General features: G+C 33.4%; 23 protein-coding genes. 21 read left to right on the plus strand and 2 right to left on the minus strand.

Features of this window, described 5'->3' with window-relative positions; translation table 11 throughout:
- Positions 1-72: 72 nt before the first annotated feature.
- Together RIN63_RS04845 and RIN63_RS04850 are read left to right on the plus strand one after the other, a co-directional pair.
- Positions 73-813, plus strand: a complete 741-nt coding sequence (locus RIN63_RS04845) for a hypothetical protein (RefSeq protein ID WP_310443560.1) — start codon at positions 73-75, stop codon at positions 811-813.
- Positions 810-1,841: a hypothetical protein gene (locus RIN63_RS04850; RefSeq protein WP_310443561.1), complete on the plus strand. Its 1,032-nt coding sequence runs from the start codon at positions 810-812 to the stop codon at positions 1,839-1,841. Before RIN63_RS04845 ends, RIN63_RS04850 begins: the two co-directional genes overlap by 4 nt.
- Positions 1,842-1,895: 54 nt before the next feature.
- Here RIN63_RS04850 and RIN63_RS04855 read toward each other — a convergent pair whose 3' ends face one another.
- Both RIN63_RS04855 and RIN63_RS04860 read right to left on the minus strand, forming a co-directional pair.
- The gene (locus RIN63_RS04855; protein ID WP_310443563.1) at positions 1,896-2,435 is read right to left on the minus strand and encodes an ImmA/IrrE family metallo-endopeptidase; all 540 of its coding nucleotides are present in this window, start codon (positions 2,433-2,435) and stop codon (positions 1,896-1,898) included.
- Positions 2,436-2,473: 38 nt separating this feature from the next.
- The gene (locus RIN63_RS04860) at positions 2,474-2,929 is read right to left on the minus strand and encodes a helix-turn-helix transcriptional regulator (protein WP_310443564.1); all 456 of its coding nucleotides are present in this window, start codon (positions 2,927-2,929) and stop codon (positions 2,474-2,476) included.
- A gap of 173 nt (positions 2,930-3,102) precedes the next feature.
- Here RIN63_RS04860 and RIN63_RS04865 point away from each other — a divergent pair, with 173 nt between their 5' ends.
- From RIN63_RS04865 to RIN63_RS04955, 19 genes are all read left to right on the plus strand, one after another.
- Complete coding sequence (locus tag RIN63_RS04865) at positions 3,103-3,684, plus strand: hypothetical protein (RefSeq protein ID WP_285628531.1); 582 nt, start codon at positions 3,103-3,105, stop codon at positions 3,682-3,684.
- Positions 3,685-4,022: 338 nt separating this feature from the next.
- Complete coding sequence (locus tag RIN63_RS04870) at positions 4,023-4,496, plus strand: sigma factor-like helix-turn-helix DNA-binding protein (protein WP_310443565.1); 474 nt, start codon at positions 4,023-4,025, stop codon at positions 4,494-4,496.
- A gap of 639 nt (positions 4,497-5,135) precedes the next feature.
- A complete protein-coding gene (locus tag RIN63_RS04875) occupies positions 5,136-5,297 on the plus strand; it encodes an SHOCT domain-containing protein (protein ID WP_310443566.1) in 162 nt (53 codons plus the stop codon).
- Positions 5,298-5,378: 81 nt separating this feature from the next.
- Entirely contained in the window at positions 5,379-6,968 is a 1,590-nt protein-coding gene (locus RIN63_RS04880; RefSeq protein ID WP_310443568.1) for a recombinase family protein, read from the plus strand.
- Between the two features lie 10 nt (positions 6,969-6,978).
- The gene (locus tag RIN63_RS04885; protein WP_310443569.1) at positions 6,979-7,899 is read left to right on the plus strand and encodes a recombinase family protein; all 921 of its coding nucleotides are present in this window, start codon (positions 6,979-6,981) and stop codon (positions 7,897-7,899) included.
- Positions 7,892-9,562 (plus strand): recombinase family protein, encoded by a 1,671-nt coding sequence (locus RIN63_RS04890; RefSeq protein WP_310443570.1) that lies wholly within the window; start codon positions 7,892-7,894, stop codon positions 9,560-9,562. The genes RIN63_RS04885 and RIN63_RS04890 overlap by 8 nt, the downstream gene beginning before the upstream one ends.
- A gap of 263 nt (positions 9,563-9,825) precedes the next feature.
- Positions 9,826-10,065, plus strand: a complete 240-nt coding sequence (locus tag RIN63_RS04895) for a single-stranded DNA-binding protein (RefSeq protein ID WP_310443571.1) — start codon at positions 9,826-9,828, stop codon at positions 10,063-10,065.
- 122 nt (positions 10,066-10,187) lie between these two features.
- A complete protein-coding gene (locus tag RIN63_RS04900; RefSeq protein WP_310443572.1) occupies positions 10,188-11,018 on the plus strand; it encodes a GIY-YIG nuclease family protein in 831 nt (276 codons plus the stop codon).
- 18 nt (positions 11,019-11,036) lie between these two features.
- Positions 11,037-11,345, plus strand: coding sequence for a DUF6508 domain-containing protein (locus tag RIN63_RS04905; protein WP_310443573.1), 309 nt, complete (start codon positions 11,037-11,039; stop codon positions 11,343-11,345).
- Between the two features lie 103 nt (positions 11,346-11,448).
- Positions 11,449-11,691 carry a DUF6414 family protein gene (locus tag RIN63_RS04910; protein WP_310443574.1) on the plus strand — a complete coding sequence of 81 codons (243 nt, stop codon included), beginning with the start codon at positions 11,449-11,451 and terminating at the stop codon, positions 11,689-11,691.
- Positions 11,684-12,196 (plus strand): DUF6414 family protein, encoded by a 513-nt coding sequence (locus RIN63_RS04915; protein WP_310443575.1) that lies wholly within the window; start codon positions 11,684-11,686, stop codon positions 12,194-12,196. The genes RIN63_RS04910 and RIN63_RS04915 overlap by 8 nt, the downstream gene beginning before the upstream one ends.
- Positions 12,193-13,299 carry an AAA family ATPase gene (locus RIN63_RS04920; protein WP_310443576.1) on the plus strand — a complete coding sequence of 369 codons (1,107 nt, stop codon included), beginning with the start codon at positions 12,193-12,195 and terminating at the stop codon, positions 13,297-13,299. Before RIN63_RS04915 ends, RIN63_RS04920 begins: the two co-directional genes overlap by 4 nt.
- Before the next feature lie 51 nt (positions 13,300-13,350).
- Positions 13,351-14,397 carry a hypothetical protein gene (locus RIN63_RS04925; RefSeq protein ID WP_310443577.1) on the plus strand — a complete coding sequence of 349 codons (1,047 nt, stop codon included), beginning with the start codon at positions 13,351-13,353 and terminating at the stop codon, positions 14,395-14,397.
- Positions 14,394-15,047, plus strand: a complete 654-nt coding sequence (locus tag RIN63_RS04930) for an SIMPL domain-containing protein (protein ID WP_310443578.1) — start codon at positions 14,394-14,396, stop codon at positions 15,045-15,047. Before RIN63_RS04925 ends, RIN63_RS04930 begins: the two co-directional genes overlap by 4 nt.
- A complete protein-coding gene (locus RIN63_RS04935; RefSeq protein WP_310443579.1) occupies positions 15,047-15,388 on the plus strand; it encodes a hypothetical protein in 342 nt (113 codons plus the stop codon). Before RIN63_RS04930 ends, RIN63_RS04935 begins: the two co-directional genes overlap by 1 nt.
- Positions 15,389-15,502: 114 nt before the next feature.
- Positions 15,503-16,063, plus strand: coding sequence for a hypothetical protein (locus RIN63_RS04940; RefSeq protein WP_310443580.1), 561 nt, complete (start codon positions 15,503-15,505; stop codon positions 16,061-16,063).
- A gap of 243 nt (positions 16,064-16,306) precedes the next feature.
- Positions 16,307-17,464: an SAP domain-containing protein gene (locus RIN63_RS04945; protein ID WP_310443581.1), complete on the plus strand. Its 1,158-nt coding sequence runs from the start codon at positions 16,307-16,309 to the stop codon at positions 17,462-17,464.
- 18 nt (positions 17,465-17,482) lie between these two features.
- A complete protein-coding gene (locus RIN63_RS04950; RefSeq protein ID WP_310443582.1) occupies positions 17,483-18,064 on the plus strand; it encodes an SEC-C metal-binding domain-containing protein in 582 nt (193 codons plus the stop codon).
- Between the two features lie 634 nt (positions 18,065-18,698).
- The gene (locus tag RIN63_RS04955) at positions 18,699-18,827 is read left to right on the plus strand and encodes a hypothetical protein (protein WP_310443583.1); all 129 of its coding nucleotides are present in this window, start codon (positions 18,699-18,701) and stop codon (positions 18,825-18,827) included.
- Positions 18,828-18,861: the final 34 nt, after the last annotated feature.

Here is an 18,861-nt window from a genome sequence, read left to right on the forward strand (position 1 = left end):
ATCAAAAAAAGACTGTATACGAGGCGAAAGTATAACTATCTCAATAATGCGGATATGGAGGGGCAAGTCATTATGACTACTACACTAGTTAATTTTTTATTGATAAATAGTAGTGCTTTATCAATTGATATGTTTAGCTATACAGAAGACATTATGAAAGTACTATTCAAAAAAGGGTTAATAACTCAATTTAGTATTAGTGATGCAAGAGCAGATTTTGGCGATGGTACATGTATTGTTGAGATTGTGGATACTATATACACATCAGAATATATTTACATAAAAGGCGAAGAAAAAACACATTGGCAGTTGATTTTCGAATTTGGAACATTTACATCATCTAGTCAGTTGCAAATAAAAATTAACTCGAATGATTATGACGTAAAAGTTGCTGATAACTATTTAGAACAACTAAAACTTTCTATCAAGAATATTGTCAAATCAGATTGGGAAAGAACTATTTGGCTAATGGATAAGGACTCTGAAATTTTGTCAATTACTCTTTATCCGAGTGTTTATAGAGTAGAAAACATGACACGACAGTTGATAAGTGAAATAATGACTAAGGAGTATGGTATTGGTTGGTGGGATGCATATGTTCCGATACAAATAAGAAATAAGCACAAAGTCAGATTGAGTGGGTATAAATCAATTGCCCCAGGATTTGCGAATGTCGATGAAAGACTAATGTCTATTGATATTGGGGATTTAAATTCCATACTCACTTTGAAAGAGAAAAAGTGGAACCCATCATTCAGCACAGAAATAAACAATTTCTTAATAACCAGTCAGATATTAAGCTTGAAAAAATGAAAGAAGTATTATCTGACCAAATGGAAGTTACCCTCGATCTGTGGGGAGAACAGTTTTCAAAATATTTATCAGAAGATTTTATAAAGAATTTTAAAACATTTGAGTTAAACCGTAACCATGTTGTTCATAACAAATTGATTGATCGTACGGCATATAGTAGTATATTCAACTCTATAAATATAGTAGAAGTAGAACTAAAAAAAGCATTGCAGAAAGTCGGGGAAATTGTTGTTTCCAGAGAACAAAGGGATGCAATTGAAGAACAAATGTATATAGCTCAACAGGAATCAGAAGCCGCGCTACATGAAATAATGGAGTCAGAGACTGGTGTTGAAATTAGGAATTCAGAGGAAATCATCGACTTGTATGACGAGTATTTATATCAATTTCACTCAGAACTTCAAGATTATTTAAGATTTCGCAATGACTTAGAAGTTGGAGAATATCAAAATATTTTATCTAAAAATAATGCTGGTACATTGTTTGAAATTACATATAAAATTAACGATAAAGTAGCCATAGTTAGCTATTCTATTGAATCTATTGATGATTCTCAGGGCGGAGAAAGTACTGTCGAGATAATAATTACATTAGATGAAAAAAGCGAATCTCATTCAATTACTTATAGGAATGGAGAGGTGGTTTTTAACTCATACCAAGGGTGCTATTTACCAGAAACTCAAGATGCTATTTCCACAGAAGACATAGGTTTGCTAAAGGATTATCTTGTAGAATTTCTCGATACTTATTTTGAAAATATTCGTGAGAAAGTGGATTCAGAAATGTATTCGATTATAAAAGATGGTGGGAATAGTCCCGTGGCGGACATTTCATGCTGTGAGTGTGGTGAAGAGTATATCTGTGTAGATGAAAATTATGGTGTATTTGGACAATGTCTAAATTGCGGAGAGATGAACGAAATTTGTTTATGCGACAGGTGTGGTTGCTATTTTGAAGGTGAATCAAACGAATATAGAGATGCTCCAAACTTGTGTGATAGTTGTCAAGACTATTACGAAAATCAATGAAAGGACAAAAGAATTCTAAATTAAGCTCCCACTGTTCTAAGAATAGCAGGAGCTTTACACTTTTATCTTCTTTAAAAAATCACCTTCAGGACGATAAGGTACATTAAAATCATATCCCATTTTATTCATTTCCTGCATTTTTATTAGAAGTAGATTAATATGTGAATTTAACATGCTTGAAATTTGCACTATATCATAACCATCTCGTGCTAGAGCTAATACCTCATCATTATCAATTAACAAATGAGAACCAAAGATATTGGCTTCGTATTCGGTAGTATTTTTCATATCAAAAAGTTCAAATTCCTTAAGACCATTACTGGCTAAATTTCTATGAAAAATATCATGACCGATTTCATGAGCTAATACCATCTGCCGCATGTGGTCATCTAAATTATTATTAATAAAGATAATACGTTGTTTCCAACGATAGGTATACATGCCAAGTAGGTCATCATAATTCTCATAATAAATTTTGATACCAAGTTCATTGGCAATCTGTCTGGTATCCCTTGTCCCTATACGGTTGACAAGAGCATTTGCTTTCTTATATATTCTGAAAGAGTCAATCAAAGCAGCACCCCCTGTATACAATCTACTATTCCCCTGTTATTATACTAAAAAAGTTGGACTTATTCATTATTATCGTCATCTGTTCTATATTTTTTAGGAGTGTACTTTTTGTTTTCCTCTTTGGCGTCCCAATAAGCTTGTTGTAAGGAGCGCATAACAGCATCCTTATCTGCTTCTGATAATTCACCACCTGCAAATAATCCACCAATTTCAGCAACTAAGTCTTCAGCTTGTCTTGCACCATGATTGCCATATTTAGTTTTTGCCTTTGTGATAAATTCTTCATCTTCGGTTAAAAGATAATTAATATCGACATTAAAAAGTGTAGCTAATTTGGAATAAACTTCTCGTTTCTTTGGATAGCTGTTACTATTTTCGTAGCTAATAATTGTACGTAGTGAAACACCGATTTCTTTTGCCAAATCAGTCTGGGTCATATCTTTCCCTTTCCGTAAGTCTCTAAGTTTTTCTCCAAATCTCATAATATCCTCCTTGAATATGAAGTTATATTTCATAAAACGTATTTTACTATTGACATATGATGGTTATCTTCATATAATATAAATGTGAAGAATAACTACACATACTATAGTACATAAATCTTCACATTTTGTCAATAGTCAATAAAAATATGGGGTGGGGAATATAACATGTAAATTAAATACCCCTAAAACAACGGAGGTATGGGATGAGACTTACAAGAAACATGAAGAATATTTCAAAGATGTATGAGGGTATGAACCTTGATGAGGAACAGGTTTTTCATAAATCAAAACTTGTTCTTGCTATATACAGGGATGTAGTATGGAGAACCATTCAAGAAGCTAATTATGTAAGGGAAGCATGTGAGTCATATTATAGCAATGAACTTGCTACAGCTTTAACATATTTAAATGATTTTGCACCTACTGAAAAGAAGGACAAGTTTAGTGATAAAGTTTCCTGTATTTTTGAGACTAAATGGATGATAGATCTTGTAGATACAGCAATGATTAAAATTTATAATTATCATACAAATGGAAAGCTGTATCATGAAATATTGTCAAAATGCTATATTACAGCATATCCAATGACAGAAACAGAAATACTAGAATATCTTTCTATTGAGCGGACAAGTTTCTATACAAAAAAGAAAGAGGCAATAAAACTATTTGGAATTGCACTTTGGGGATATTCCTTGCCAAAATATCAAGCTATATTTAATGGGACAAGTACTATAGAAGAAAATGAGTTACTATATTTCTTTGAAGAAAAACAAAATGCGTACTAAGTGTGAACTAAAGTTGAACTAGATACGAACCATATACGTACTGACTTTGAATTGTCAATAGCCTATACTCTGTATTATGGGGAAGTAATGGCCTAAAATAAAATAACAATCAAGAACCTCGGCATTTATGTCGGGGTTATTTTTATGCCCATTTCTCCAAATATATGGTGCTGAAGAAGCCTGGAATAACAAATTAATGTTGTTCCGGGCTTTTTCTTTACCCAAAAACAGGGGGAAACATGGAACAGCCAAAGTCTAGCTTACATACTAAATGCCGTTCTCCTCCTTTTTCTGATGATTACATTCATTTTTAAAAATCAGAAAACGGAGGAATTAGAATGGGTTTTAATTATAGTAGAGAAAAGTTGATATTTGATAGAGAATGGGAAAAGTTACGTGGACAATACAAAAAAGCAGGAATGAATGATGAAGCAATACAGGAGCTATATGATTTTGATTGGAGCTGGTTTCGTATGAGAAGAAACTATGAAAATCGCGTACAAGCATTGCCAGAAGAAGGGATAGATGAACAGAAGGCTGAAACACGCTCCAATCTGTTTCAAAGGTTTACATCACTATACACAAGTTTTGATGAAATAGAGCTTTCAGGACGGTATGCTTGGATAGATACTATTTCTGATGATGCACTTTCTAGAAAACTAAGAGATTTAAGTGAGGATGAATTAGAGCTTTTAACTTTGTTGGCTATAGAAGGCTATACACAGCGTGAAATTGCAAGGAAAGTGCACTGTTCACAAAATGCCATCTCCAAAAGATTAATCAAAATAAAAAGAATTTTAAAAGAAAAATAAAATATTTACAAAAATGGTTGTCAAAAAGGTCTTCTCGTTGCCTACACATTGAGGGGATCTTTTTTATTCCCTGTCTTGAACTTTGAAAACTAAATATCCGATTACATAAATACGTTAGCTGATGAGCCAGAAATGGAAAAGCGACAATGGAGGATGCGCCAAGACCACCTGTAAGAACAGATATTTTAATCTCTGTTTTTATTAAAGTCGGCAAAATAAGGTGCAAAGCGATACCCATCCGTCCCAAGAAACAATCTATGGTAGATTGTTCGCAATAACCCTCATCAGTCTATAATGATACTTCTGCCCAGCCACAGACATCGCAATGGGGGCAGCCAGCGGAGATCCCGGTGGAGGTGAGAGTCCTATGATGCAATAACTGTTAAAGCAGTTACAACCAGTTGCAGTTTATGTAATCGCCCTTTAAGTCTTGCTTGCAAGACTTTGTGTGTTGGGGATGGTAGTGTCTAAGTACAACACAAAATCTTAATATTAGAAGCAATGGGGATCGCTTGAAATAGACGAGAGTCTATTTATAAGTTTTTTATTTAAAATGGCGGTCCCTATTTTTGTGATATTAAGCAGATGAAAAATACTTACATAAACAATAATAAAATTTACATGAATGGAGGAATGGTGATGACAAAAGAGCAAACAGCGAAAGAAGTAGAATATAAAATGGCTTTAAAACTGTTAAAGATCTTACTTTGTAGGGGAATTATAACTGATGAAGAATATGCAGAAATTGATGAATTAAACCGTCAGACCTTTTCTCCACAACTTGCAAAAGTATATGTGTAATAACACTAGCTATATTTGAATTCTTATGGTAATGTGTGTTGCTAACAGGAACTAAAGTTCTAAAGGAAAGGAGGAAAAACCATGGCAAAGAAAGTAAGAAGAATAGAGCCTGTAAAGCAAAGGGTTATCCTAGAATTGCAACCTAAAAAACGAGTTTGTGCCTACTGCAGAGTAAGTACTGATTCAAGAGAACAACAGAATTCCTTTTCTGCACAAGTAGAATATTACAAGACTTTTATCGGAAAAAGAGATGACTGGGAATACACAGGAATCTACGCTGATGAAGCCAAAAGTGGTACACAAGTAAAAAAACGTGATGAATTTCTACGGATGATAAAAGACTGTGAAGACGGCAAAATTGATATGATCATTACAAAATCCGTTACAAGGTTTGCTAGAAATACGGTAGACAGTATTGAGTCTATCAGAAAGCTAAAAGCACTTGGTATCGGGGTATATTTTGAGAAAGAACATATTAATACCCTATCAGAAAAAAGTGAGCAGATGATTACCATACTAAGCTCCCTTGCACAAGGAGAGGCAGAAAGCATCTCCACTAATAACAAATGGGCAGTTAAAAAGAGATTTCAAGATGGAACATTTAAGCTTAGCGATCCTGCTTATGGATATACCAAGGATGAAGATGGAAATCTCATAATAAAAGAAGATGAAGCAAAGATTGTTCGTAGGATTTTTCATGAATATCTAAATGGAAAAGGCTCATATGTAATAGCAAGGCATTTAAAAGACGATAATATCCCAACCATACGCTCAGCAGAAGAATGGCAGGACAGTGTAGTAAAAGCAATCTTACAAAATCCCATCTATGAGGGAGACTTATTATTACAAAAGACATATACAACTGAGGTGCTTCCCTTTGAAAGAAAAACAAATAAAGGGGAATTGCCTCAGTATTTTATTGAAAACAATCACGAACCCATTATTACAAGAGAAGAAGGGCAGATGGTCCGAGAGATATATGAATATCGAAGAAATCAAATGAGAGTAGATGATAGTGGAAAATACCAAAACAGATATGAATTTAGTAGCAAAATCATCTGCAAGGAATGTGGTAGCACCTTTAGGAGACAAAAGATTTATATAGGTAAACCATATGAAAAAATTCAGTGGTGCTGTGTCCAGCATATAAGAGATATAAGTAAATGCAGTATAAAAGCTGTAAGGGAGGATATTATAAAAGAAACCTTCCTAACCATGTGGAATAAGCTTCTAAGCAATCATACAGATATCCTTTATCCCCTACTTGAATCTTTAAGAAATCTAAGAACAGATCATGAGCAGGAAGAAGAAATAGAAAAACTAAATAATAGAATAATGGAATTAACAGAGCAGAGTCATATCCTAAGTAGAGTTGTATCGAAAGGATATATTGACTCTGCTATTTTTATAGAAAGACAAAATGCTCTGACTGTAGAACTTGAAGCCGTTAAGAAAATGAGGAATCAAAGCCTTGATGATAACGGTTATGAAAAAGAAATTTTAGGAACGGTAAGGTTACTTGAAATCATAAGGTATAACCCAGAGATTATAGAAGAGTATGACGAAAACCTATTTCTCAATACGGTGGAAAATATCATTGTTGGAGAAAATCATGAGATTACATTTAAGCTAATTAACAACCTAGAACTGACAGAGCATTATGGAAAGTGAGGTGAGGTAGATGATGCAAAGACATATGCCACATGGCTATAAGATAGAAGATGGAAAAGTAATATTTGATGATGAAAAGGCAGCAGTAATAAAAAAGATATTTGAGGAGTACCATAAAGGATCATCCTTACATGCCATAGCGAAAGAACTTACAAGTGCAGGATTTTTAAATGCTAATAACAAATCTAATTGGAATCATGGCTCCGTAGGAAAAATACTTCAAAATATTAAGTACTTAGGAGATGACTTTTATCCTCAGATGATAGATAAGGAAATCTTTGAATCTGTACAGAAAAGAAGAAAGAAAAAGGAAGAGGGACTAGGAAGAACCCTACAACCAAATAGTATGAAAAATCAAAGTTTATTTAGTAGTAAATTAATATGTGGAGAATGTGGTGATGTTTATCGCAAATATATTGAACATGCTGGCAGACCATCTGAGAAGAGCAACTGGAAGTGTAAGAGGTACATCTATCAAAATAGAGTACACTGTAGAAATTTATTTTTAACTGAAAAGGATATAGTAAATGCCTTTTTATCAGCATCCAATAAAGTCTTATCAAGAAAGTGGATGCTAGACAAAGGTAAGAAAAAAGAACCTCCAAGGATTACCTTAGAAATTAGAAAGTTGGAAGAACGAATCAAAGAGCTAGAGTATGAAGAACATTTCTCATCAAAGGAACTATCAGAGCTAATCTTTAAAAGGGCAAAGGCTTATTATAGCATAGCTAAAATTGATGATTATGATTATAACACTGAAAAAATAAAACAAGCACTGGCTGATAAAGAACAGCTAATAGAGTTTGAAGAAGATATATTTATAACCATAATAAAGCAGATAGTTATTTATAAAGATGGAAGAATCCTAGTAGAATTTATCAATGGCATAACTATGGAGGAAGATCATGAAAAAATAAGAGAGGATGAATGAAATGGCAGTAGCAGTAGCAAAAAAAAATGTAGCATTTATTCCGGCACAAACCATATATGACAGGAATGTAAGGGTGGAGCTAAAGACCCTAAGAGTAGCAGCATACTGTAGAGTTAGTACCACATTAGAACAACAGGAAGGCAGTTATGAGGCTCAAATATCCTACTACACAGAGAAAATTAAAAGTAACCCAAATTGGAAGTGTGCTGGAATTTATGCAGATGATGGAAAGTCAGCCACTAATACAAAAAAGAGAGATGATTTTAATGCTATGATTGATGACTGTATGGCTGGGAAAATAGACATGGTCATAACAAAATCAGTCAGCAGATTTGCAAGAAATACAGTAGATTCCCTTCAGACCATAAGGAAACTCAAAGAAAAGAATATCGCCATATACTTTGAAAAAGAGGGTGTTAATACTCTAGAAAGCACAGGAGAATTACTGATTACAATCTTAAGTAGTCAAGCACAAGAAGAAAGCAGAAACCTAAGTGAAAATACAAAATGGGGAATCGTAAGAAGATATGAAAATGGAATCATCACGGTTAATCATAAGAAATTTATGGGATATACCAAAGATAAAAAAACTGGCGAACTGGTTATAGTACCTGAACAAGCAGATATTGTGAGACGAATTTTTAGATTGTATTTAGAAGGAAGTAGTATAGGAGAGATTATAAAAGCTTTAGAGGCAGATAAAATCAAAACAGTTACAGGCAAGGAAACATGGCATCCTGGAGTAATAGAAAAAATGTTAGTAAACGAAAAATATATGGGAGATGCCCTAATGCAGAAAACCTACACCGTAGACTTCCTAACAAAGAAACGAGTTAAGAATAACGGAATTGTACCTCAGTATTATATAGAAGATAATCATGAGGCCATTATACCAAAGGAATTATTCTATAAAGTACAGGAAGAAAAGGCCAGAAGAGCCAGCCTTAATAAAGCAGCAGTTACAAGAAAAGCAAATAAACTAAAAAAGGAAAAGAGCAAATTTAGCTCCAAATATGCACTAACTGAGATCTTAGTATGTACCGAGTGTGGACATCCATACCGCAGACAGACATGGTCAAAATACGGGCAGAAAAGTGCAGTATGGAGATGTGAGAATAGGCTAAAGAATGGAACAAAGGCATCTTGCAAGCATTCACCTACCTTAAAAGAAGAACCGCTACATAATGCCATTATGACAGCCATTAATAATGTAGTAGAAAACAATGGAGATTTTATAGGAGCTTTCAGAGAAAATGTCATCAGAGTCATCGGCGGATACTCAACCAAAGATATCCCTACAGAATATGACGAACAGATTGAATCCCTGCAAAAGGAGATGCTAGCCTTAATCGAAGAAAACGCAAAACAAGGAGCTGTAGCAGAAGATTTTGATAATGAGTACAAAAGAATATCAGAGAAGATAAACGAGCTTAAACAGGCGAAATTAAAGCTTGTAAGGGAGAAGAAACAGGCTGAGAACTATAAACAGAAACTAACGGAAATGGACACTACCCTAAAGACTGTAAGACCACAGGTAAGAGAGTTTGATGAAGACTTAGTCAGAAGATTAATAAACACCATCAAAGTGAATAAGGGAGAGAGACTGGAGATACAGTTTGAATCAGGCATAGTGATGGAGCAGATGGTAGATTATTATGATTAAAAATAACAGGGGCAGTAGCTAGGATACATAAAGGAGTTACTGTTCTAATAATAACAAGAATCTGGTAAGACTAAAATCCTCAGAAAATGCTGAGGGTTTTATTGTTGGCAGATAGTAATGGAAGTTGAGATTTATATTACGTTAATTGGCTTGTGTCAAAATTTAGAATATTATACACAATTATCTTGTAAAAAAGTTCCCTTAGAGATACAATTATTACAACAATGTTGTTTATATGATTGTTCTCATTGGGAGGAATAAAAGTGTTAAATGCAAATGAGTTACTGGAAATTGCAAAAGAAGAACTAAAAAATTTGAATTCTGAAGAAATATTTTTAGTACGTGATTTATTCAAAGGTTATGAGTGGAATAGAATATCTAGGAGTAATCGATTGTTGCTTGGCACCCTATTCATCAATTATATTAAATCAACTGATATAGGAATCGTTCCGATTGAAAAGACATCATCAGGACAGCAGAGATATAAGAAGGAAAATTATTAGCTTAAAAATATTGATAAATATTTATGGCAACAAGAAAAAAAATCTCTAAAATGTATTGATTATTTGTTAGGAATAGAGTGAAATTAATATTGGATCAATCGATAATGTAAAAGAGGTGACTTATGGAAAAGATATATTTGAATAACTTGCTCCATTTTAATCAAGCAGATTATGGGAATATTAAAATAAAGTTTAACCAATCAAATGGTTATGAAGATCCTATGGAATTATATCAAAATAATCCGGATATTGTTAATAACCAATGGCTGTTTTGGAGAAGTAAGCAACGTTATTTTTATGTAGGACAAATAGCGATATGCTTTTTAAAATTATCATATGATACATGGTTGCTTACCACAATTAAAAAGGTTACCAAAGAACTGAATATTTATGATGGTATCAATTACGAAGGTGAGGAACTAGAACAGTATAAATCCTACTTTGGACGAGTTGTTATTAAGTACCATAAGACTTTTCAGCAGCAAGGGAGGTATTATGGTGAAATATGTAATGACTTAGAAGTGCAACAAATACTCCCGACTGTCTTTGATGGAGATGATTTTCCTGGATATGATAAGGTTAGACTTTCGTACAGACAGTTAGAGACTGTTTTAAATCGTGGTAAGAGAGATTGGATTGCAGCTCTTGAAAACCAAAAAGCAGTATATTTAATTACCGATAAAGAGAATGGAAAGATGTATGTAGGTTCTGCAACAAGTGACTATGGAATGCTACTTCAAAGATGGAGGAGTTATGTTGCTAATGGTCACGGTGGGAATAAAGAATTAGTTGATATTGTTAATGGAAAAGGCTATGAGTACATTAAAGCTAATTTTCAATATTCTATCCTTGAGAATTATAATGCAAAGGTTGATGACCATATTATCTTAGAAAGGGAGTCATGGTGGAAAGAAACTTTGCAGACAAGAAAGTATGGATATAACAGCAATTAAACCAGTGGAGGAAGCTCAATGACTAATATAGAGAAGAAGGAAAAACTTCAAAACCTATTGGCAAAGAATACAGGAAGTGAAGAATTTTATTATACTTGTTTAGAAGAAATGGATGATCTTAAAACAAATTACAATGACTATATGACAACAGGCCCAATAGATGTGGAAACAGAGTTAAAGCGTTTACCGGGTGCAGATTATGATTTGTGTGCAGCATTTCTAACAATGCTTTTAAGAGAAGACTATTTTAGTAATGGAGCGTTTGAAAGAAGATATCGTAATGGTCAAGTCACCGCCATTGTGGAACGTATGATAGAATTATTATAAAAAATGAGTCAGCATGTAACGGAGTAAGTTGGCAAAAAATAAGAAAGGTATTGGGTCAAACCCCCAGTATAATCTTATAAGAAGGTTTAGAGGGGGGAGAGGAATGGCAAGAAAAGTTCAGGAAAGAAAAATGATAAAAGTAGTATACTTTGATGAGCAATCTGCGAGTGATTATATTGATATTGTAAATGGTGGTCATTTGGATTGGAGTACAGAGAAGGATAAAGAAAAGTTAGCAAAAATAATAGCGGAGATCGATGCCGAAATCGGGGGTGGGTTTAATTTCTTAACTTGGATAAAAGCATCTATTGGTGGTAAGACAAGTTCTTCATATGATCATGACTAAAACAGTCATTGGAACAAAAATTACAAATACACTGTTAACGGACTATTTAATTATTGCCAACGAGGACAAAAATATTAGAAAATTTATTGATTTAGTATATGCTCCTGAGAACTCTATATCAATGTATAAAATGTATAGTCCTTATACTATTATTGTTCCAAAGGATGAAAGTCCAATAGATTTAGAAAGATTGAATGAAGCTCTTGAAAATGCACGAGGATATTATGAGATGTTATTAGGCAGTGAAAAGATTCCGAAAACTGTTTTAAGATTAAATAACAAAGCATTCAGAAATAACTATAACCTATCAGATTTAACAAAAATGAAACTCGTTTACTATGGTATTTATGTTGGGGTTTGTGACATATCTAAACTGGATATGTCTAAGGAATTTGATTTTTCGAGAGTATCACCAACAGCAGAAGAGGTGGTTGACGGTAAAAGTGGGGTAGGCGATACACAACTGAAGGTTTATGACATTGTATTGGCAGGTGTGGAGCGATGAATAAGGTAATAATTTTTTATGGTTCACGTTCTGCTTTTGAAAAGGTAATCCCTGAAAATAACTGTAGAAATTTAACTGATTTAGTTATGGAGATTGATACTGATAGTCGAAGTTTTATTATAGAAATACCGGATAAACCAATTCCAGAAAAGAAGAAAACATTTGTTGAGAATTTCATTATAGAATCTGATGAATATTCTGGGGTAAGGGAACATGTTATTTTAAATTTTGCTAATTTCTTAGCAAAATTAGATGTAGAAAACTTATATGTTCAAAATCCTCCAATTGCGATAAGTTCACAAATAGAAAAATTATACTCACAAGTGGAAATAATTAAGCAAGAATATAAAACAATTAATAAAGTAGATTTAATCAAGATTTATAACACTTATCAAACCAAGATTAAAGGGCAAGAAAATGTACTGAAACGTTTATTACAAGCACTTTATCCACTAACTAATCCTAATCGTAATAAGCCCGTGGTGATACTATTTTATGGAGATACTGGGCTGGGTAAGACAGAAACAGCTCATGCCATTAGTGATGTTGTTGAAGAGAAAATATTCCGTAAACAATTTTCTATGTTCCAGAACAATCAATTTGCTACATATTTATTTGGAGGTGCTCATTATGAAAAAAGTTTTGCAAAAGAATTACTTGATAGAGAATCAAATGTAATACTTTTAGATGAGTTTGACAAAGCGAATTCTACTTTTCATAGTGCTTTTTATCAACTTTTTGATGAGGGTATATATGAGGATCAGAACTATCACTTAGAGCTAAAAAAATCGATTATCATATGTACATCGAATTATAAAACAATAGATGATATAAAAAACAAGCTCGGAAAAGCAATATTCTCAAGATTTGATTCTGTAATAAAGTTTGATGACTTGTCAGCTGATTCAAAAAAGGAAATAGCTAATATGCAGTTTGAACAGAAGTATAGATCATATACAAATTCTGAACAAGAAATAATTGACAGTCTAGCTATTAGAGACAAATTAATAGAAAGCTGTACATATTGCAATAATGCAAGGGAGATCTCTCACCTGATTGATGACTCGTTTGCCTTGGTATTAATAAGAAGTCTTATATCATAACATTTGAATTTATGAGTACAAATACAATATATTGAATAGGAGTTTCTAACAATGAAAATTGAAATGGGAGAATCGCTTATATTATCTTGGCTTAAGCATGTTAAAAAGTGTCAAATAGTTCAACTTAATTGGGCAGTGTCACCAAGTTGGACATTTGAAAATAAGGACATAATAGATCAGCTCATGATTAAATCTAATAATTTATTTCAAGAAAAATATGGATACAATATATACAAAAATAATTCTCTGGATCAACTAATTGGACAAAGTGAAGCTGATGTTGTTGGAGTTTCATTTGATGAAAATGGAGATCATATCTATGCTGTTGATATTGCTTTCCATGAAGCGGGATTAAATTATGGTTCTCGTGCTGAAACTGTTTCAAGGGTAGTAAAAAAATGTATTCGTACTGCCATGTGCATGCTTGGTTGTTTTAATATTTCATATGGAGATATCATATTTGCTTCCCCTAAAATTAATCCTTCAGTCTTTAATGATTTGATTGACGTTATAGAAGATGTTAATGCTGTATTATTAGGATTGGGGTTAGAGTATGATGTCAAGATATTAGCTAATGGAGCGTTTGAAGAAGAAATCCTTGATCCAGTATTAAAATTATCAAAGGAAATTTCTGATACTAATGAATTATTTATGCGTAGTATTCAAATGTGCAACCTTTTTTCATTTAATGCAGAAAGAAGAAATTTACTCCCTAAGGCTAAAGTAAATATCGATAATAAGATTGCACAAAGTTTGGCTGATATTATACCGGGTTTTGAAAATCTGAAAATTGCGGAAATTGTACGTACTGAATTGGTTAGGATTTTGGAAAATGAGGTTCACTCTCCTGATATTATAGGGAAAATGCAGACTAAGGAATATTCCAAAGAAAATTTTGATTTGCAGTATCCGTTATTGTTGAAGAAAAAGGATTTACAGACACGGCCGGTTAGATATATGGCAAAACCGATTGTTAATATTAATGGTGAAGAATACTATTTGTGTTCGGAATGGTTTGAAAAGCCAGGTGGAAATAATGATAGGCCATATTTGCTCAATTGGATAAAAACTCACAGAGAAGGAGGAGTAGAAGTATGAACCGATTAATTACAGTAAAGGGAACAGGTAATGTAAGTGTAAAGACAGACTTAATAATTATAACGATGAATTTAGAAAGCCAACAGCTGGAATATGATCAAACAATGCAGTTCGCAACAGATTCAGTTAACATAATTACTTCTGCAATTGAAACTGTAGGCTTTGACAAAAAGGATTTAAAGACAACAAGCTTCAATGTTAGAACTCATTATGAGAGTTATAGAGATAAAGATAATAACTATAAAAGTAGGTTTGATGGATATATTTGTGAGCAAGGATTAAAACTAGAGTTTGATTTTGATCCAAAAGTCATGTCAAATGTATTATCTGCTATTGCTAAAGCGACAGTTAATCCCAAATTAAATATTCAGTTTTCTGTTAAGGACAAGGCTGCTGTAAGTGAAGAATTACTTATTCAAGCAACAGAAAATGCAAGGAAAAAGGCTGAAATTTTATCAAAGGCTTCTGGTGTTGATTTAGGCAATCTGATTAATATTGATTATAATTGGGGTGAACTTCATTTGTACTCACCTACTAGGTATGACATGGAGGATAGGTGTATGGTAATGGAGTCATCCTGTGCACCTGAGATAGAGCCTGATGATATTAGCATAAGTGACACTGTTACTTTCGTGTGGGAGATTAAGTGATGGATGAAATCAAACCAAAGTATTATATACCGTACAATTCTAGTAATCCAGCTAAGAAATACGCGCTCATCGAAGAAGAAGTAAAGTTCCTTGATAAGTTGCTTGAAAAAAGTAGTCACTTAAAAGGAGAATTCCAACTTTCTCGTTTGTCTGATGGGACAGTAAATGTGGCTTATAATAGATACCCTGTTGGAAAGATAAAATTGCAAGGAAGAAAACATACAATGCTTGTGCTTACAAGTTTATATAAGAACAAAACAATTGAAGGCGGTTTAGATGAGTTTATAATTGCAATTGACATCTGGATAAAATATATTAGCAATACTTTGAAACTAAAATAGGACTTGTATAAATTACTGGTTTAGCAAGAACATTAATTTCAGAAGTCTGTCCTAAACGGCAAACACAAACTGAGTCTAGATACTATAACATAATATGGGATCGAGGTGACTATATTGCTTGAATTAAAACGCTTAGTATCTGATTTTTTTAAATTGGTTACAAGACAAAATATCGAAATTTACAATGAATTTAGCCTGCAACATGAACTCGGCATTTTTTTAAGGGAAGCTCTTCCTACATATAAAGTGCAATTTGAAAGAAATATAACTTTTTTTACTACTGACACTAATACAATTAAGAAAGAAATTGATATTTCAATTTTTTCAGAGGATAAAAAAGAGAAATATGCCATTGAACTTAAATGCCCATTAAATGGTCAGTATCCTGAGCAGATGTACTCGTTTGTTAAAGACATTAGATTCATGGAGCAGTTGAGACAAAGAGGGTTTGTAAAGACATGCTGTGTAACATTGGTTTCAGACAAGCCATTTTATCAAGGAAAATTGAATGATGGCATTTATCGATTTTTCAGAGAAGAATATTCAGTTTATGGTGAAGTTTTCAAACCTACCGGTATCGGAAAGAACGAAGAATGTATCACATTATTTGGTAGGCATGATTTTATATGGAATGATTTTAATGGGAATCGCAAATATTACATAATTGAGATTTAGAATGTGCCACAGTTTTATTATTTACTGATATATCACTGTAAGATTTAAATGAAGATGAGGAAATAATGATTGCTAATTAGAAGTATGGTGTTTTTGAAAAGCATAAAGAAATTGAATTTAAAAATAACTCAAGTAAAGAATAATTTGATGGAGATTATCAATGCAGATTATTTTAATGCTGATTAATATCAACTTAGAATTTGATAGGGTGTAAAAAGTATTAACAAGAGAGGTGAATTTACAATGTCATTTTTTAACCTTTTTAAAGGAAAATCGAAACCAGTTAAAAGTGAAGTAACATCTGCACAGAATAGGGTACAGTCCGGAGTTATAAAACAGCCAAAAGCAAATATATCATCGTTCATAAAGGTGACTACTGAAATAATACCATCCGTTGCAGAAGAAATTGTTCCAGCCGAAAAGAGAATGCAAACTGCAATTGCTAGCAAGCATGGCTTATATCCACACGAGGTACTGGTTCTCGATTATGCCAGTTCATATTATATGGGAGGTAATTCCTTTCAAGGCTTTTGGTGGTACAGGTATGGTGTGAGGGATGTCGACAAATATCTTCTTTCCCTGCTTGATCGAGGATTTCTGGAAGTTGGAGATTTACAGAATGCTATTGAAAAAGAAAATGCCACAGTTATAAAGGATGAATTGAGGAAACACGGACTTAAAGTGAGCGGTAGAAAAGATGAATTGGTAAAGCGGCTAATGGAAGAGATATCCCATGAAGAACTAAACACCCGTTTCGCTAAAAGAACATACCAGTTAACTGAGCTCGGAAAGCAAGCACTTGAAGAAGAAGGTTATGTACCATACATACACCGTCATACGCTTGAAGATCTAGATATATGGTCACTCAACAAAATAATTCATGAACCACCATATATGCCCTATCGGGATAAGATATGGGGTTATCTTAATAAACGAAGCATGGAGCATTTTGCAGCTCGTGACTTTGGCTTATACAGAAACTGTAGGTATCATATGTCAACTTTTCTGGTAGAAGAAAATAAGATACACGATGCGCTGGGTATGTTATCAGAAGTCGTATTCTATGATTTAAGCGGTCTTGGTAATGGCTACGATCCGCAGTTTCTTGATATATACGCACATAACTTTTTCCCTTACAAAGAATCTACAGTTACAATGGCGCCAGGTATCACAAGTGCGGTTATCCATTGTCAGAATGAACTTGATTTATCGGACGAAGAACTAAGAACAGCAATGCTTGGCCAAATGAACCACTTGAGTGTACCATTTCATCTTTTTACACCGGAAGAATGTGTTGACATTGTTTTAATGGAAAGCCATGAAGATATTGAAACATTGACCAAAATGTATGCCAAAGCAAAACGGCGATTTAAGCAGAAATTTCCGGACATTAAGTGTTGATAAAGGAGATAGATATTCATGGGTAAAGTGAAAACTCCACATGTAATTACACCAAAGATAAGAGAATTATGTCGATTCATATCTGAGCATGAACCTGTATTTGTTACGGTTATCGATGAATCAAGTAGCATTATCAACGAGTGTTTTCAAAATGTTGACACATATATAAAAGAGCACGGTGGTCAAAGAGTTCTCGGCTGGAGCATTTGGCAAAGGGCGAATGTCCTAATTGAAGCAGAGGCTCATGCTATATGGAAATCTCCCACAGGTGAAATGTTTGATATTACTCCACATATAAATAATGAAACATCAATACTGTTTTTACTTGACAATCAAATGACTTATAGCGGGTATTGTATACCTAATATCCGTAAAGCACTGACCTCATCACCGCTAGTGGCTGAGTTTATCGGTTTGTTTAATGAACGTGATCGAATAGCATCAGAGTCACTACAAAATACATTTTCATTACCGGCTGATATGGTCAAAAGGATGATTGAAATAGAACAAGTTCTTAACCAGCGAGTTGGCCGCAATGATCCGTGTCCATGCCAATCAGGATTAAAGTATAAAAAGTGCTGCTGGAAGTACGATACATAATATGGATGGTGAAAAGTTGAATGATAAAAGCTATACAGTTACTTCCATGAAAAAGAAGAACAAAAAGAAAGAATTCTGAAATGGAGGAGAAGGCAAAGTAATATATGATTTTTGGTTTTTGGCTTTCTCTGACTTTGTAGGCAATACGGAACAATGCGAGTTGTTGGAAAAATATCCTTACAATGGTGAGATGAATAGAAAGATAATTACAACAAAATCTATTTTTGTAAGTTCTAATGAGATTGTTTTAAATTGTATCGAATAAAGCCTTTAAGAGTTCAAGAACTTTTGAAGGTTTTATTGCTTACAATTTACAAGTATTATAATGCAAATTGCAGGCACTGAATTGCAAAAAAACGGCACAACAATGTCTACTATTTAAGAAATATATCCTTCCACCAAGGGGATACCAGATACTTACGACATCATTATTGTACTCTCAAGGCACGTTGAGGCAATCGTGAAGATGGAAAAACTATAGAATATAGCAATAGCAAGAGTTTAAGGCATTGAATGTACAGATGACATTCAATGCCTTTCTGTTCTCGGGAACATGTCCATTAAAAAACATATTGTATATACTGATGCAAAATTCAATATTAATTATTATAAGGATATGTGGAATAGGAAATATATGTTTATTAGATATAGGCTGTATGGTACAATAATTATGAGTAGAATATTGATTATTGTAATGTTTGTGAAAGTTTCCGTAAATCGTGAAAGGAGTGGTTGGTATGATGAAAACAACAATGAAAACTAAGCGTGCAGGGAGGGTGCATGTCTTATAAACCCTC

Source organism: Tissierella sp., assembly GCF_031460495.1.
In the GTDB taxonomy this organism is placed as follows: domain Bacteria; phylum Bacillota; class Clostridia; order Tissierellales; family Tissierellaceae; genus JAVKTS01.